Below are 13446 nucleotides of genomic sequence, written 5' to 3'. Positions count from 1 at the left end.
CGCCATCAGTTGCGTCGCGAGATAACGAAGCATGCCGCCTGCCGCAAGCATTCGGCCTCGGCCCCATAGGGGGCCATTGCGTCACAAGCCTCATCGATCAACTGGGCGGCGCGGGCCTTTGCCGCATCAAGGCCCAGCAGGCTGACAAACGTGGCCTTGCCGCGCTGTTCGTCCTTGCCAACGGCCTTGCCCACGGTGTCCGCGCAGCCTTCGACATCCAGAACGTCATCCCAGATCTGAAAGGCCAGCCCCAGATTGTCGCCGAACAGCTTGAGCCGGTCGGGTTTCTCAGCGGCCATGACAGCGCCTGCGGTGGCCGACCACGTGATCAGCGCGCCGGTCTTGCCCGCCTGCAGTTGCGTGATTTCGTCCAGCGTCAGCGGCGTGTCGGCGCTTTCGGCGGCAATGTCCAACGCTTGGCCCCCGACCATCCCGCGCAGACCTGCGGCCACCGACAGCCCCTGAACCAGTTCCAACCGCGCCTCGGCCGAGCATCCCGCATTGGCGCACAGATCAAAGGCCAAAGCCTGCAGCGCATCCCCCGCCAACACGGCAGTGGTTTCATCCCATTTGCGATGAACCGTGGGTTTGCCCCGCCGCATGTCGTCATCATCCATGCACGGCAGATCGTCATGGACCAGCGAATAGGCATGCAGCGCCTCGATGGCGCCCGCCGCAGGGGCAGAGCGCGCCGGATCAATGCCGTACAGCCGCGCGGTCTCGATCACCAGAAACCCGCGCAGGGCCTTCCCGCCCTCCACAGCATAGCGCATGGCCTCGGCCACAGCGCCCGTCTGCCCCCGCAGACGATCCAGCACCTGACCGATCGCCAGATCAGCCGCCTGCGCACGCGCTGCGTCAAACCCGAGGACTGCCACCTGCTCCATGGTTTACAGGCCTTCGACCGGGGTCGTCCCTGTGGGATTGCCATCCCCATCCAGCGTGATGGCGGCAACCTTTTCCTCGGCCTCCTTGAGCTTGCGATCACAATGCGCTTTCAGCTTTGCGCCGCGTTCGTACAGGGTGATCGACTGATCCAAGGCCACATCGCCCCGTTCAAGCGCCCCTACAACCTGTTCCAGCTCGGCCATGGCCTGTTCAAAACTAAGGGTCTCGATCGGTGTTTGCGCATCGCTCATGTGCTGGCCTCCATCAAAGCTTCGACATGCGCCTTCGCCGAGGCGCCCAGTGCTGCCAGATCATACCCGCCTTCCAAAGTCGAGACCACGCGCCCCTGCGCATTTTCCCGCGCCACAGCGCAAATCTGCTGCGTGAGCCACGTGTAGTCATCGACCGTCCAGTTCAGCGCGGCCAAGGGATCATCTGCATGGGCATCAAAGCCCGCAGAAATGATAATCAGCTCTGGCGCAAATGCCCGCAGCCGCGGGAACACCTGCTGCTGGTAGGCCTCACGCATGACCGACCCATCGCTGTCCGGTGGCAGCGGCACGTTGAGCACATTGTCGTGGCCGCCGCGTTCCTCCGCCGCACCGGTGCCCGGCCATAAAGGGGACTGCTGCGATGTGATCAGCAGCGCGCGCGCCTCGTCCCACAGCAAATCCTGCGTGCCATTCCCGTGGTGCACGTCGAAATCCACGACCGCCACACGGGTCAAACCGTGATTGTCCAGCGCGTGTTTGGCGGCAATCGCTGCGGTCCCGAACAGGCAAAACCCCATTGGCGTTTCGCGTTCCGCGTGGTGGCCGGGGGGGCGTGTGGCGCAAAAGGCATTGCCCACCTCGCCAGCCAATACCATGTCCACCGCGCGGCAAACACCGCCTACGGCCCGCGATGCCGCCAGAAACGACTCCGGCGACATCCATGTATCCTCGTCAAGCTGCGCCAGCCCCGTTGTAGGCTCCGCCGCGCTGATACGATGTACGTAGGACTCGGGATGACAAAGCGTCAGCAGCTCTATGTCTGCCTTCGGAGCTGAGCGCCATTGCAGATCCAAACCGTGCATCGCGTGCAAAACATGCTCCAACCGCGCCACCTGTTCCGGATGACCCTCCGGTGTCTCATGCAGCATCCCATCCGCGTGAGTGACCAATGCCGTCGCCATAGCGCGCCCCCTCCCCGTTCATCACCCTGCTTTTACTTTGCCCGAATACTCAAAATCTTACCGGTCAATCCGGCGCCAGCATATAGCCCGAGCCGCGCACAGTCTGAAGATAGCGCGGCTGTTTCGGGTCGCTTTCCAGTTTGCGCCGCAAGCGGGTGATCTGAACGTCCACCGCGCGTTCCTGCGCCTGCCCCTTATCGCGTCCCAGTTCTTCGACCAGATTGGCGCGGCTGAGTGTCTCACCCGCTTTGGCCGAAAAGATGCGCATCAATTGCGATTCGGTCGCTGTCAGCCGAACCGGTTCTTCGCCGCGCCACATTTCCCCGCGTTCAATATCGTAGCGGATATCGCCCAACGACAACAGTTTGGGGGCAACATCGTCAGCAGGCGCGTCTGGCATGCGGCGCAAAATCGCGTTGATTCGCAGCAGCAACTCCTTGGGCTCAAAAGGTTTGGCCAGATAGTCATCGGCACCGGCCTCCAGCCCTGCGATACGGTCCTCGGTCTCGGAGCGGGCGGTCAAAAGCAGCACAGGCACCGTCGATGTCTCGCGGATTGCCCGTGTCAGGCTGATCCCGTCTTCGCCCGGCATCATCACGTCCAGCACGATTAGATCGAAATCAAGACCGGACAAAATCCGGCGCGCATGGGCGGCATCGCGCGCCGCGCTGACCAGAAACCCGTTTCGGATCAGGAACTTCTGCAACAGTCCCCGAATGCGCTCGTCGTCATCGACAATCAGCAGATGCGCGTCATTTTCACTCATCCACGGCCCTCCTTCAACCTTTGATACTGGACACGCATCTCGGGGTCCATCATCGCTTCGAGAACGCGCCGAAACCCCGCAACCGCCTCCGGTCCGGCATCGCGGAAGGCCGCGCGCATGCGCAGGCGCTGCGCGTCGGACAATTCACGTTCCAGCTGTTGACCAGCGTCGGTCAGATGCAGGTGACGTTCACGCTTGTCGATGCGGCCGACACGGCTTTCGACCAGACCGTCGTCAATTAACGTCCGTAAAACGCGATTCAGCGACTGCTTGGTCACGCCTAAAATTGTCAGCAGGTTGTTCACGGTTGTGCCCGGCGCCCCGTGAATGAAATGCAGCGCACGGTGATGCGCGCGGCCATAGCTCATCCCGGCCAAAATGCGGTCCGGGTCAGCGGTAAATCCGCGATAGGCAAAAAACATTGCCTCGGCCCCTTGGCGCAACTGTTCATCGGTCAGGTACAGCAGGGTTTCCCCCTGCGCTGCTCGCCCCTCGGCCATTTGTGCCTCCGTCTTTTGGTGCATTTTATGTCAGCGTTATTGACATTCCAAGAGCGCATTGGTAGCGAATGAGCACTTTGGCGCAATTTTATATCCGCTTCGGATCGAATTTGCGCAACATTCTATAAAAATGCCTGTGACGCTAGCTTAGGAGAACCGCGATGGCAGATGCTGCATATGACGACCGCGATGGCAAAATCTGGTTGGATGGCCAGCTGGTAGACTGGCGTAGCGCACAGGTCCACGTTCTGACCCACGGGCTGCATTATGCGTCCTCGGTGTTCGAAGGCGAACGTGCCTATAACGGCAAGATCTTCTTGTCCCGCAAGCATTCGGAGCGGCTGCACTACTCTGCCAGCTGTCTTGATTTCGAAATCCCGTTCAGCGTGGATCAGATCGAAGAGGCAAAGGCGCAGGTCTTGCAGGCCAACGGGCTGACCGACGCTTATGTGCGTGCTGTGGCTTGGCGCGGTGCCGGCCCTGACATGGGTGTGGCCTCTGCCAAAAATCCAGTGCGTCTGGCAATCGCGGCGTGGTCTTGGGGCAATTACTACGGCGATGCCAAGTTCAAAGGTGCGAAACTGGACATCTCAAAATGGAAGCGCCCCTCCCCTGAAACGATTCCCGTTCATGCCAAAGCGGCCGGGCTTTACATGATCTGCACCACATCCAAGCACGCGGCCGAGGCAAAAGGATGCTCTGACGCTTTGTTTATGGACTACCGCGGCTACGTGGCCGAAGCCACCGGCGCGAATATCTTCTTTGTCAAAGACGGCGAGGTTCACACCCCGCTGCCCGATTGCTTCCTGAATGGCCTGACCCGGCAGACCGTGATCGAGATGCTCAAAACCAAAGGCCTCACCGTGCATGAACGCCACATCATGCCTGAAGAGCTGGAAGGCTTTGAACAGTGCTGGCTGACCGGCACCGCTGCCGAAGTCACGCCTGTGGGCCAGATTGGCGATTACACATTTGAGGTCGGTGCAATCACCAAAGAGATCGCTCAGGACTACGAGGCTTTGGTGCGCGCCTGAGCCAGAGTAGCCTGACAGTACGTAGCCCGGCCATTTTGGCCGGGCTTTTTTGCGAGCGTTATTCCATGGATCGCAGCATTGCGCTGTCCCCTTGGATGCCGGCATTTAGCTCTATGATCTGGGCCAGTCGGCGCTCGATCTCGTTCTGACGATCGTCAAGCTGTTCGACGATACCGTTCAGCGCCGTATCAGAGTTTCCCAAGCTCGCCGCTTCGATTTTACACATCATGCGCGTGCTCGACAGCCCGGTCACATATCGCTTCATATCCAACACACTGCGGCTCAGGCGCCGAACCTCGGTTTCTATGGATTTCAGGGCATCATTCGCGTAATCGCGCGACGCGGCGGCCTGCGCCTCCAGAATTTCCTGCTCTTTGAGTTTCCGCGGATCTCCGCCCTTTACCTCCTCGGCATATTGGGCAGCCATCCGCGTAAGCAAATCATTGGCGCAGACTTGGAATTGTCCCTTGGCGATTTCTCCTTTGATACGGGAAAATGTACTTTTGGGGCCGTCGGAAAACTCTTTGATCCAAGACGACATATCCTCAAGCATCTGACTGTAATTGACCGAAATCGCACTGATCGGCCCACCCACATTTTCGAGGCGTGAGGCGAGGATACGCATGTTCATCGGCATCGTACGAATAGCCTGAATCACATCGACCAGTCCCGTCACCTCGCGGCCGAGCTTCACCACGGTGTCATACATCGAGAAATACCGCTGCTGTGCCGCGCTCAATTGCGTGTGGTGGTTTTCGGCAATCGCTTCAACCTCCGCGCGCAGGGTACGGCTCATGAAATCCTCATAATCCATGAAGCCGTAAGACTGGACCGCCGTAATGACATTGGCCACACTTTGCGCGGACGACAGCTTTTGCTCCTCCTCGTCGGCATGCAACGTCTTATAAGCCGCCTCGACCTTGTCGCGCACCTCGGACATCGGTTTGATCCGGATGGACAGGTACCCTTCTTCCAGTGGCCAGCTGACCGACAACACCCAGAAATATCGACCATCCTTGGACTTGTTCTTGACGTAGGCCAGCATCTGCAGCCCGGCGCCCAGCCGTTCTGTGGAAAGCTGCCCGATCCCTTTGGGCATGTCCGGATGCGGCATGTTCTTATGGGCGGCCCCGACAAGTTCCGAATAGTCATACCCGGAAACGTTGCAGAAATCCGTGCTGACATCGACCAGCAGGCCGCGCTTGTCTGTGCGCGAGTAAAGCAAAGTGTCGGCTTCGAACGGCACCTCCCCCGTCGCGGTGGATCGCGTTGCAGGGCTCAGGCTACGGTCATGCTGGGTCATCGTAGAATCCTCGGATCGTTTGGCCCGACTTGCCACGATTTCCCTTTTCAGAACGTAAAGAAACGGACGCATCGCTGCATCCGTTTCCAGTTTTTTAGTTCATTTTAGATTGACCTAGCTGGGGGACATGCCCCGCAACCGCTCCGAGCGACGGCGCAACAGCTCCACCGTGCTCAACAATGCGATCGAGATCGCGACCAGAATGGTGGCCGCCGCCAGAATCGTCGGGCTGATCTGTTCACGAAGGCCCGTGAACATCTGCCACGGCAGGGTCTGCAGCTCTGCGGAGCCCACGAACAACACCACCACCACCTCGTCAAACGACGTGATAAAGGCGAACAGCGCGCCGGAAATCACACCCGGCAGGATCAATGGCATCTGCACACGGAAAAACGTCGTCACCGGGTTCGCCCCCATGTTCGCCGCGGCCCGCGTCAACGAGCTGTCAAAACCAACCAGCGTCGCGGTTACAGTGATGATCACAAAGGGAATTCCCAACACCGCGTGGGCCAGAACCACGCCCCAATAGGTCCCGACAATGCCGATTTTCGAGTAGAAGAAATACATCCCCGTCGCCGAAATGATCAGGGGGACGATCATCGGCGAAATCAGCACCACCATGATCGCACGCTTGCCAGGAACATGGCTTTGCGACAGGCCAATCGCGGCCAGCGTCCCAAGCGTGACCGAAATAAACGTGGCCACCGGCGCAATCCGGACCGAATTCCAAACGGCACTGGTCCATTCGGAATTCGTCAGAAAATCCCGATAATGTTTCAGCGAATACCCTGCCGGGTCCAGCCGCAGCATTTCCGGTGTAAAGGTAAAGAAGTTCTGCGCATTGAACGACAGCGGCATCACCACCAGAATTGGCGTGATCAGGAACACCAGAATGGCACCGCAAAGCGTCCGAAAGCTATAATGCCACAGCACTTGCCCGCTGGTCAGATAGGGCGGCAGCGGCACCCGGTAGCGCCCCATGCCGATCCAGTAGATCAGAACGCCGAACACAAAGCCGAAGATCAGCCCGACCAGAAATCCCGGGGCACCGCCCAGGAAGTATCCGGCCACAGCCATCAATGTGACCAGCCCGAACTTAACCGGTCGTTCATGTTCCGCGCCTACTATCATTGCACCGAATGCAATGACAGCGAGGATCACAAACCCCAACGCGATGCCCAACAGAACAGACCCGTTTGACGCCCCGACAAAGACGCCGGCGAAGGCGCCAAATCCGCCCATTACGGCCGCTGTAAACGGCAGGGGCTTTTGCACGGCTTGAGTTTCTACGGCCATTGATCAGCCCCCCAGCTTGACGTTGTCGATGCCGACGATCTTGTCGTAGGCCCAGTACAGCAGCAGCACCACCACCAGAAGGATCGTGCCCAAGGCCGCCGCAAGCCCCCAGTTCAACGAGGACGAGATGTGGTAGGCAATCCGGTTCGAGATGAACGTGCCCGTCGTCCCGCCCACAATTTCCGGCGTGATGTAATAGCCGATTGCCAGAATGAACACGAGGATCGAGCCCGCGCCAATACCCGGCACGCTTTGCGGGAAATAGACCCGCCAGAAGGCGGTCCAGTTCGTCGCCCCCAGCGATTTGGCCGCGCGCACATAGTAAGGCGGGATGGTCGACATCACCGAATACATCGGCAGGATCATGAACGGCAGCAAGATATGCGTCATCGCAATGATCGTGCCCAACTGATTGTTGATCATGACCAAGCGGCTGGCATCATCCACCAGCCCGATCCAGACCAGAACATCGTTGATCACCCCCTGCTGCTGCAACATGACCTTCCACGCACTGGTCCGCACAAGAAGCGAGGTCCAGAACGGCAGCAAAACAAGGATCATCAACAGGTTCGCCGTGCGCGCCGGCAGGTTCGACAGCAAGAACGCCACCGGATAGGCCAAGGCGATACAGCTGAACGTGATGACCAGCGACATGAACATGGTCCGCTTGAACAGCAGCCCGTAGATCCGCTCGTTCTCGTCGCGCAGCGCCGGGCCATCGGGGGTCTTCTGCATATCGACCGAGTTCAGGAAATATCCGGTCGTCAGCGTCGGCGAATACATCTTGATGGTCTGCCAGACCTCGGGGTCCAGCCAATCCTCATCGATGTCTTCGAACCCTGCTTTCAGATCAATGGTCTCGAAATCGGGACTGTCGACCAATTCATCAGCCGCGCGCAGCATCTCCGCCTGCGGACCATCGTAGCCAGACATATCACCGGCGGCCAGATCGCGGTACAACATGCTGTGCACCAGGGTCCACGGCTCTTCCTTCAGCAGGGACTTTTCCTCTTCGACCCGCTGGAATTCCGCAAATGTGCTATAGGCTTCGGCGGTGGCGGGCAGGATCTCGGCGATGCCCTCACGCAGCTCGAATTCGGGCAGCGGCGCGTCCTTTTCCCAAGCCGCGATGGCCTCGCCATAGGCGTCAGAGCCCATGAGCGCGACCCAGGCCTCGCCCTCGTCCCAATTCTCGTCGAGATCTTCAAACTGGTCGAGATAGACCTCGCCGATGTCATCCAGACCGCGCCCGGACTTGCGGAACAGCGACGACACACCCGTCAGCTCATAGTTCAGGCGCGTGCCCAGACGCGTGTGCAGCTTGCGCTCTGCGGCGTAGAAAATATCGACATAAGCGGCCTCGAACACTTCGTCAGAGGGCAGCGAGCCCTCGGCCGCATCCCAGTCCTCCAAAGCGACGACCGTGCGCGGCAGCGTTTCAGATACGATCTGGTTCTCGACCGAGCGGAACAGCATGTCGAAAATCGGCGCGATGAAGGTCAGGAGAACAAAAATCAGCAAGGGCGCGATCAAGGCCAGCGCCCGCAATTTTTGCGCCCGCAACGCCCGCGCCAGCGAGCGTTTCAGCGGCGTGCCGTCGGCGGACAGAACGGGACCGCCCTGCGCCTCGGCGGCGCGCAAGGCATTGTCTGGCGTCGGGCCGGACAGTTTATCGGGATCGGTTGCGGTGTTCATTCTGCCCCCTCCACCACGAGGATCACGCTGTCGGCCGACCCGTGTCGGATCGCGGCAACCTCTTGGTATTCTGGATCATTGTAAGCGGCGAGCGCCGCTGCATAGCTGGGAAATTCGATGACGACATGGCGGTCATGGGCGGTGCCTTCGACCACTTGCGACTGGCCGCCACGCACCACGAAACGTCCGCCCAGCTTTTTCAGGATCGGGGTGTCGCGGTCGACATATGTGCGATACGCCTCCGGGTCTTTCACGGTGATATGTCCGATGATGTAGCCCTTGGGCATATGTCCCACCCTGTCCGTTTTCGGTCTGTTATGGCGGTCTTTGGCACAAGGGTCTTCCCCCCGCGCCAAAGACCGTGTCATAGCGTAGGGCGGGGCTTTGCCCCGCCGCTTGCCCGGATTATTGCGCCAACCACGCCTGGAACTTCGCGTCGATGTCGTCGCGGTAGTCAGCCCAGAACTCGTAGTTGTACAGGAAGGTGTTCTCGGCGTTTGCCGGATCGGTCGGCATGTGCGGCGCCATCTCGACACCCAGCTCGGCATGGGTGCTGACCAGCGGCGCGGACGACAGGCGTGCCGGACCGTAGGAGATGTACTTGGACTGATCCGCCAGACGCTGGGTGTCGGTGGCGAACTTCACAAAGTCCATCACGCGCGCCAGACGATCCTCGGGCAGGTCTGCGGGGATGATCCAACCGTCAAGGTCAAACACCTGTGCGTCCCACATCATGCCGATGGGCTGGTCCTGCTCGACGATGGCCGAGAACAGACGACCGTTGTAGGTCGAACCCATGAAGACTTCGCCATCGGCCAGCAGCTGTGGCGTGTCCGCACCGGCATTCCACCACACGACCTGATCCTTGATCGTGTCGAGCTTTGCCAGCGCCTGGTCCTGACCTTCTTCGGTCTCGAGAACGTCGTAGACGTCTTCCTTGGCCACGCCGTCACACAGCAGCGCCCATTCCATGTTGTTGATCGGACGCTTTTCCAGCGCGCGCTTGCCCGGATAGGTTTCCAGATCAAAGACCGAGCAGATCTCGGACGGCGCTTCTACACCCTCGGGCACCATGTCGGTGCGATAGCCGAAGGTGGTCGAATACACGATCTGCGGGATAAAGCAGTCGGACACGATCAGGTCGCCAAAGTCGTCGGACGCGTCAGAGCCGTCATCGCCTGCCGCCAGCATCTCGTCGTGGTCGATTTCCATCGCCAGACCCTCGTCGCACAGGCGGATGGCGTCAGAGGCCACAACGTCAACCAGATCCCATGTGACATTGCCGGCTTCGTTCATGGCGCGCAGCTTGGCCACGGCCTCGGCCGAGGATTCGTCCCAAGTGGCCGAAACACCTTCGTTTGCGGCGACATAGGGTTCGACATAGGCCTTTTGCTGCGACGACTGATAGGCACCGCCCCAGCTGACGAGGGTCATGGAATCCGCCATGTTGCCATGTGCTTCGGCGAAGGCGCCGGTTGCAGCAACCGTCAGCGCCGTGGTGGCCATCAAGGTTTTGGTGATCTTCATCTTCGTTCTCCCGTTGCGCGACACACGGTTTGGCGGTGCCGCTGTTCACACGACGCGGATGTTGGCTCCGGTCCGTGTTTGCGGGGTTCGGGTCTCATACCCGTTCCCCCGTTTCACAGGCAGGGCAGCGGTGCGCCGCCCCGCCAGATGATGTCAAAGCACAGCCACCCCGCAGGGGGCGGTCGGGCTTTGGCACCGCAGCGCGGATGCGATGCGGGTGTTCGGAACGGCCGCGATCTGCGGCAGGTATGGCGCTGCGCGCGTCATCATCTGCTCAGGAAGCATCCAATGCGCGGCAATCACTGGGCAGCCAGCCGATCTCGATCATCGATCCCGGCGTCATGCGCACCTGATCGGGGGCGTTGCGTGTTTTGATGACAAAATCATCGCGTCCAGCCACCCGCAGGCGCGTGCGAAAGATGTCACCCATGTAAATGAATTCCAGCACTTCCGCCTTGAGCGTATGCGCCCCGTCTTGCAGGCGGCTTTTGTCGACCTCGACACGTTCGGGACGGATCGACACCTGCGTGCGTTCGCCCACGGCAGAGACGTTCACCGGCGTGGCATCGATTTCCTCACCGTTGTCGAGCTTCACCACACAAGTATTGCCCTGGATCTGCACCACGGTGCCTTCGAGCGTGTTGTTCTCGCCAATGAACTGCGCAACAAAACTGTTTTGCGGCTGTTCATACAGCTCATCGGGCGGCGCAAGCTGCTGGATGCGGCCATCGTTGAACACGGCCACGCGGTCGGACATGGTCAGGGCCTCTGTCTGATCGTGCGTCACGTAAACCGTTGTAATCCCAAGGCTGTGCGCCAGATTGGTGATCTCGAACTGCATATGTTCGCGCAGCTGCTTGTCCAGAGCGCCCAGCGGCTCGTCCATCAAGACAAGCTCGGGCTCGAACACCAGCGCACGCGCCAGCGCGATCCGTTGCTGCTGACCGCCAGACAGCTGCGCGGGACGACGCCCGCCGAACTCGCCCATCTGCACCATATCCAGAGCCCGCTTGACCTTGGCCTCGCGGTCGGACTTGCCCATCTTGCGCACTTCGAGAGGGAAGGACAGGTTTTCCGCCACCGTCATATGCGGGAACAGCGCGTAGTTCTGGAACACCATGCCGATGCCACGTTTGTGCGGCGGGATGTTGTTGATGCTGACACCGTCAAGCTTGATCTCGCCGTGGGTGGCGGTTTCAAACCCTGCCAGCATCATCAGGCAGGTGGTTTTGCCAGAGCCCGACGGCCCGAGCATTGTAAGGAATTCGCCTTTCGGCAGCGAAAGATTGAGGTCTTTTACAACAAGCGTTTCGCCGTCGTAGCTCTTTTGCACGCGCTCAAAGGCGACGAACGCATCGCCGTTCGATCCATCAGCCAAAGGGTGGCTCCCTGTGTTGTGTCCCGCGGGTTTTCCCGCTGTGCTTTGGCCTAGACTAAACCGCACCAAGGCCCTGACTGCAAGCGTGTCGCCCAAACTCGTCAAAGCAAAGCGTGAATGCGGCACAATCGGCAAGAAAAACGCCATTCCGCCACCCGAATGGCCTGCGCAGGGACCGCAGACAGGAGAATAGCCGGAAAGCGACGCTTTGAGGCGCAAAGGCGACGCACCTCAAACACCGATTTGACGTGCAAAGCTTTGGCAGAGCGATGAAAATTCAACCAGCCTGCGAACAGGTCCGCGTTCAAACCCACGCCGATTCGGCGCCGAAGCCTCAGGCCAGATCAGCGGGAACGATCAACCGCGTCTCGTAGCGGATCGCCGAGGCGATGCGCAGCAGATGATCGGGGCGAAAGGCGATGCAGCCTTCCGTCGGAAAGCCCGGCCTGCGCCAGCGATGTATAAAAATTGCCGAACCCCGCCCCTTTTCCGCGTAGGGCCAGTTCCAGTCGGTCAGCAGAACCAGATCATAAAGCGGGTCGGCACGGCACAAGCGTTCGTGGCTATGCCCGTAAGGCGCGCGCACCATCAGGTTGTAATCCTCATGCGCGGGATCGTCCGACCACAGATCACCGGGACGGATCGGCACCGCCCAATCGGTCGGGCGGGCCATGCGATCGGGCCGATACAGCAGGCCAACGATACGGTGAACTCCAACGGGTGTGGCCCCATCGCCTTCACGCTTGTCAGGGCGTATGCCGCCCCGACCGTGGGTGCAGGGCCAGTACTGCCCCTGAAAACGCAGACCGCGCCGGGTCAGCACCATATCCTGCGCGGTCATGGGCCTCATGCGGCGACAGCCTGAGTGATGTTTCGCATGGCGGCGGCTCCGATTTCGAACGACCGCAAGCGCGCGGCGTGATCATAGACGTGTCCCGTCAGGATAACCTCATCGGGCTGGTGCTGGTCAATCAGATCGCGCAATTGCTGTTCCACCTGCTGCGGATTGCCCACTGCGGTGATCTTCAGCGCCTCATTCACCTGAGGAATGGCGCCTGCAGGGACCACACTGCCCAGATCATCCACCGGCGCGGGCAGCTTGCCCGGTGTGCCCGTGCGCAAGCGATAGAACGCTTGCTGCATCGAGGTGCGCAGCTTGACGGCCTCTGTCTCTGTATCTGCGGCAAAAAGGTTCACCGCCAGCATGGCATGGGGTTTGGCCAATGTCTCGGACGGCTGGAAATACCGCCGGTAGACGTCAAACGCCTGCTCCAGGGCCGCTGGCGCGAAATGCGAGGCAAAGGCATAGGGCAGACCCAAAGCCGCCGCCACCTGCGCGCCGTACAAGGACGAGCCCAGCACCCAAAGCGGAACCTCTGTGCCCTCGCCCGGATGGGCGCCAACGGCGCGGCCCGGCACATGCGGCCCAAGCAGGCTGCGCAGTTCGGCCACCTCGTTGGGGAAGTTCTCGGCCCGCTGGTGATTGACGCCAAGCGCCTGCATCACCGCATGATCGCCACCAGGCGCGCGGCCCAGACCAAGATCGATCCGGTCGGGGTACAGTGTGGCCAAGGTGCCAAAAGCCTCCGCCACCGCCAGCGGTGCATGGTTGGGCAGCATAATGCCCCCTGCCCCGACCCGCATGGTCCGCGTCAGCCCCGCCACATGGCCGATCAGAACCGCCGTCGCTGCCGAGGCGATGCCCGGCATGTTGTGGTGTTCCGCCAGCCAATAGCGATGATAGCCCCAACGTTCCGCGTGTTGCGCAAGATCGCCGGTGTTTTTCAACGCGTCTGCGGCTGTGGACCCTTCGGGCACAGGGGCCAGATCGAGAAGCGAATAGTGCATGAAAGTCTCCTTTGATCAGGAGAATGGGGATCTGAAC

14 protein-coding genes are annotated in these 13446 nt (G+C 60.3%); 1 reads left to right on the top strand and 13 read right to left on the bottom strand.

Annotation, left to right across the window (positions count from 1 at the left end; all coding sequences use genetic code 11):
* Positions 1–5 precede the first annotated feature (5 nt).
* From ACN5AZ_RS11575 to ACN5AZ_RS11555, 5 genes are all read right to left on the bottom strand, one after another.
* Positions 6–887: a polyprenyl synthetase family protein gene (locus tag ACN5AZ_RS11575; protein ID WP_419429040.1), complete on the bottom strand. Its 882-nt coding sequence runs from the start codon at positions 885–887 to the stop codon at positions 6–8.
* 3 nt (positions 888–890) lie between these two features.
* Positions 891–1139, bottom strand: coding sequence for an exodeoxyribonuclease VII small subunit (locus tag ACN5AZ_RS11570; RefSeq protein ID WP_419429039.1), 249 nt, complete (start codon positions 1137–1139; stop codon positions 891–893).
* Positions 1136–2062 (bottom strand): histone deacetylase family protein, encoded by a 927-nt coding sequence (locus ACN5AZ_RS11565; protein ID WP_419429038.1) that lies wholly within the window; start codon positions 2060–2062, stop codon positions 1136–1138. Before ACN5AZ_RS11565 ends, ACN5AZ_RS11570 begins: the two co-directional genes overlap by 4 nt.
* Before the next feature lie 64 nt (positions 2063–2126).
* A complete protein-coding gene (locus ACN5AZ_RS11560; RefSeq protein ID WP_419429037.1) occupies positions 2127–2828 on the bottom strand; it encodes a response regulator in 702 nt (233 codons plus the stop codon).
* A complete protein-coding gene (locus ACN5AZ_RS11555) occupies positions 2825–3328 on the bottom strand; it encodes a MarR family winged helix-turn-helix transcriptional regulator (protein WP_419429159.1) in 504 nt (167 codons plus the stop codon). The genes ACN5AZ_RS11560 and ACN5AZ_RS11555 overlap by 4 nt, the downstream gene beginning before the upstream one ends.
* Positions 3329–3489: 161 nt before the next feature.
* On the opposite strand from ACN5AZ_RS11555, the gene ACN5AZ_RS11550 reads away from it, so the two are divergent.
* Positions 3490–4362, top strand: coding sequence for a branched-chain amino acid aminotransferase (locus ACN5AZ_RS11550; protein ID WP_419429036.1), 873 nt, complete (start codon positions 3490–3492; stop codon positions 4360–4362).
* Between the two features lie 58 nt (positions 4363–4420).
* On the opposite strand, the gene ACN5AZ_RS11545 is transcribed toward ACN5AZ_RS11550, so the two are convergent.
* The 8 genes from ACN5AZ_RS11545 to ACN5AZ_RS11510 all read right to left on the bottom strand — a co-directional run bounded on the left by ACN5AZ_RS11545 (position 4421) and on the right by ACN5AZ_RS11510 (position 13409).
* Positions 4421–5665 carry a PAS domain S-box protein gene (locus ACN5AZ_RS11545; protein WP_419429035.1) on the bottom strand — a complete coding sequence of 415 codons (1245 nt, stop codon included), beginning with the start codon at positions 5663–5665 and terminating at the stop codon, positions 4421–4423.
* Positions 5666–5779: 114 nt separating this feature from the next.
* Entirely contained in the window at positions 5780–6961 is a 1182-nt protein-coding gene (locus ACN5AZ_RS11540) for an ABC transporter permease (protein ID WP_419429034.1), read from the bottom strand.
* A gap of 3 nt (positions 6962–6964) precedes the next feature.
* On the bottom strand, positions 6965–8656 hold the full coding sequence (locus tag ACN5AZ_RS11535) for an ABC transporter permease (protein WP_419429033.1): 1692 nt from the start codon (positions 8654–8656) through the stop codon (positions 6965–6967).
* On the bottom strand, positions 8653–8943 hold the full coding sequence (locus ACN5AZ_RS11530; protein WP_419429032.1) for a DUF1330 domain-containing protein: 291 nt from the start codon (positions 8941–8943) through the stop codon (positions 8653–8655). Before ACN5AZ_RS11530 ends, ACN5AZ_RS11535 begins: the two co-directional genes overlap by 4 nt.
* A gap of 118 nt (positions 8944–9061) precedes the next feature.
* A complete protein-coding gene (locus ACN5AZ_RS11525) occupies positions 9062–10183 on the bottom strand; it encodes an extracellular solute-binding protein (RefSeq protein WP_419429031.1) in 1122 nt (373 codons plus the stop codon).
* A 274-nt stretch (positions 10184–10457) separates the two neighbouring features.
* Complete coding sequence (locus ACN5AZ_RS11520; RefSeq protein WP_419429030.1) at positions 10458–11561, bottom strand: ABC transporter ATP-binding protein; 1104 nt, start codon at positions 11559–11561, stop codon at positions 10458–10460.
* Positions 11562–11895: 334 nt separating this feature from the next.
* Positions 11896–12402, bottom strand: coding sequence for a L,D-transpeptidase family protein (locus ACN5AZ_RS11515; RefSeq protein ID WP_419429158.1), 507 nt, complete (start codon positions 12400–12402; stop codon positions 11896–11898).
* Between the two features lie 5 nt (positions 12403–12407).
* The gene (locus ACN5AZ_RS11510; RefSeq protein WP_419429029.1) at positions 12408–13409 is read right to left on the bottom strand and encodes an LLM class flavin-dependent oxidoreductase; all 1002 of its coding nucleotides are present in this window, start codon (positions 13407–13409) and stop codon (positions 12408–12410) included.
* Positions 13410–13446: the final 37 nt, after the last annotated feature.

The sequence above is a fragment of the Sagittula sp. SSi028 genome, assembly GCF_048553715.1.
Classification (GTDB): Bacteria; Pseudomonadota; Alphaproteobacteria; order Rhodobacterales; family Rhodobacteraceae; genus Sagittula.
The sequence above is the reverse complement of the archived record's forward strand: the minus strand, read 5'-3'. Positions and strand labels throughout refer to the sequence as shown.

What these genes read in the sequence shown, in the direction of transcription:
- ACN5AZ_RS11575 (WP_419429040.1), bottom strand. Translation starts at nt 887, where the DNA reads ATGGAGCAGGTGGCAGTCCTCGGGTTTGACGCAGCGCGTGCGCAGGCG.
- ACN5AZ_RS11570 (WP_419429039.1), bottom strand. Translation starts at nt 1,139, where the DNA reads ATGAGCGATGCGCAAACACCGATCGAGACCCTTAGTTTTGAACAGGCC.
- ACN5AZ_RS11565 (WP_419429038.1), bottom strand. Translation starts at nt 2,062, where the DNA reads ATGGCGACGGCATTGGTCACTCACGCGGATGGGATGCTGCATGAGACA.
- ACN5AZ_RS11560 (WP_419429037.1), bottom strand. Translation starts at nt 2,828, where the DNA reads ATGAGTGAAAATGACGCGCATCTGCTGATTGTCGATGACGACGAGCGC.
- ACN5AZ_RS11555 (WP_419429159.1), bottom strand. Translation starts at nt 3,328, where the DNA reads ATGGCCGAGGGGCGAGCAGCGCAGGGGGAAACCCTGCTGTACCTGACC.
- ACN5AZ_RS11550 (WP_419429036.1), top strand. Translation starts at nt 3,490, where the DNA reads ATGGCAGATGCTGCATATGACGACCGCGATGGCAAAATCTGGTTGGAT.
- ACN5AZ_RS11545 (WP_419429035.1), bottom strand. Translation starts at nt 5,665, where the DNA reads ATGACCCAGCATGACCGTAGCCTGAGCCCTGCAACGCGATCCACCGCG.
- ACN5AZ_RS11540 (WP_419429034.1), bottom strand. Translation starts at nt 6,961, where the DNA reads ATGGCCGTAGAAACTCAAGCCGTGCAAAAGCCCCTGCCGTTTACAGCG.
- ACN5AZ_RS11535 (WP_419429033.1), bottom strand. Translation starts at nt 8,656, where the DNA reads ATGAACACCGCAACCGATCCCGATAAACTGTCCGGCCCGACGCCAGAC.
- ACN5AZ_RS11530 (WP_419429032.1), bottom strand. Translation starts at nt 8,943, where the DNA reads ATGCCCAAGGGCTACATCATCGGACATATCACCGTGAAAGACCCGGAG.
- ACN5AZ_RS11525 (WP_419429031.1), bottom strand. Translation starts at nt 10,183, where the DNA reads ATGAAGATCACCAAAACCTTGATGGCCACCACGGCGCTGACGGTTGCT.
- ACN5AZ_RS11515 (WP_419429158.1), bottom strand. Translation starts at nt 12,402, where the DNA reads ATGACCGCGCAGGATATGGTGCTGACCCGGCGCGGTCTGCGTTTTCAG.
- ACN5AZ_RS11510 (WP_419429029.1), bottom strand. Translation starts at nt 13,409, where the DNA reads ATGCACTATTCGCTTCTCGATCTGGCCCCTGTGCCCGAAGGGTCCACA.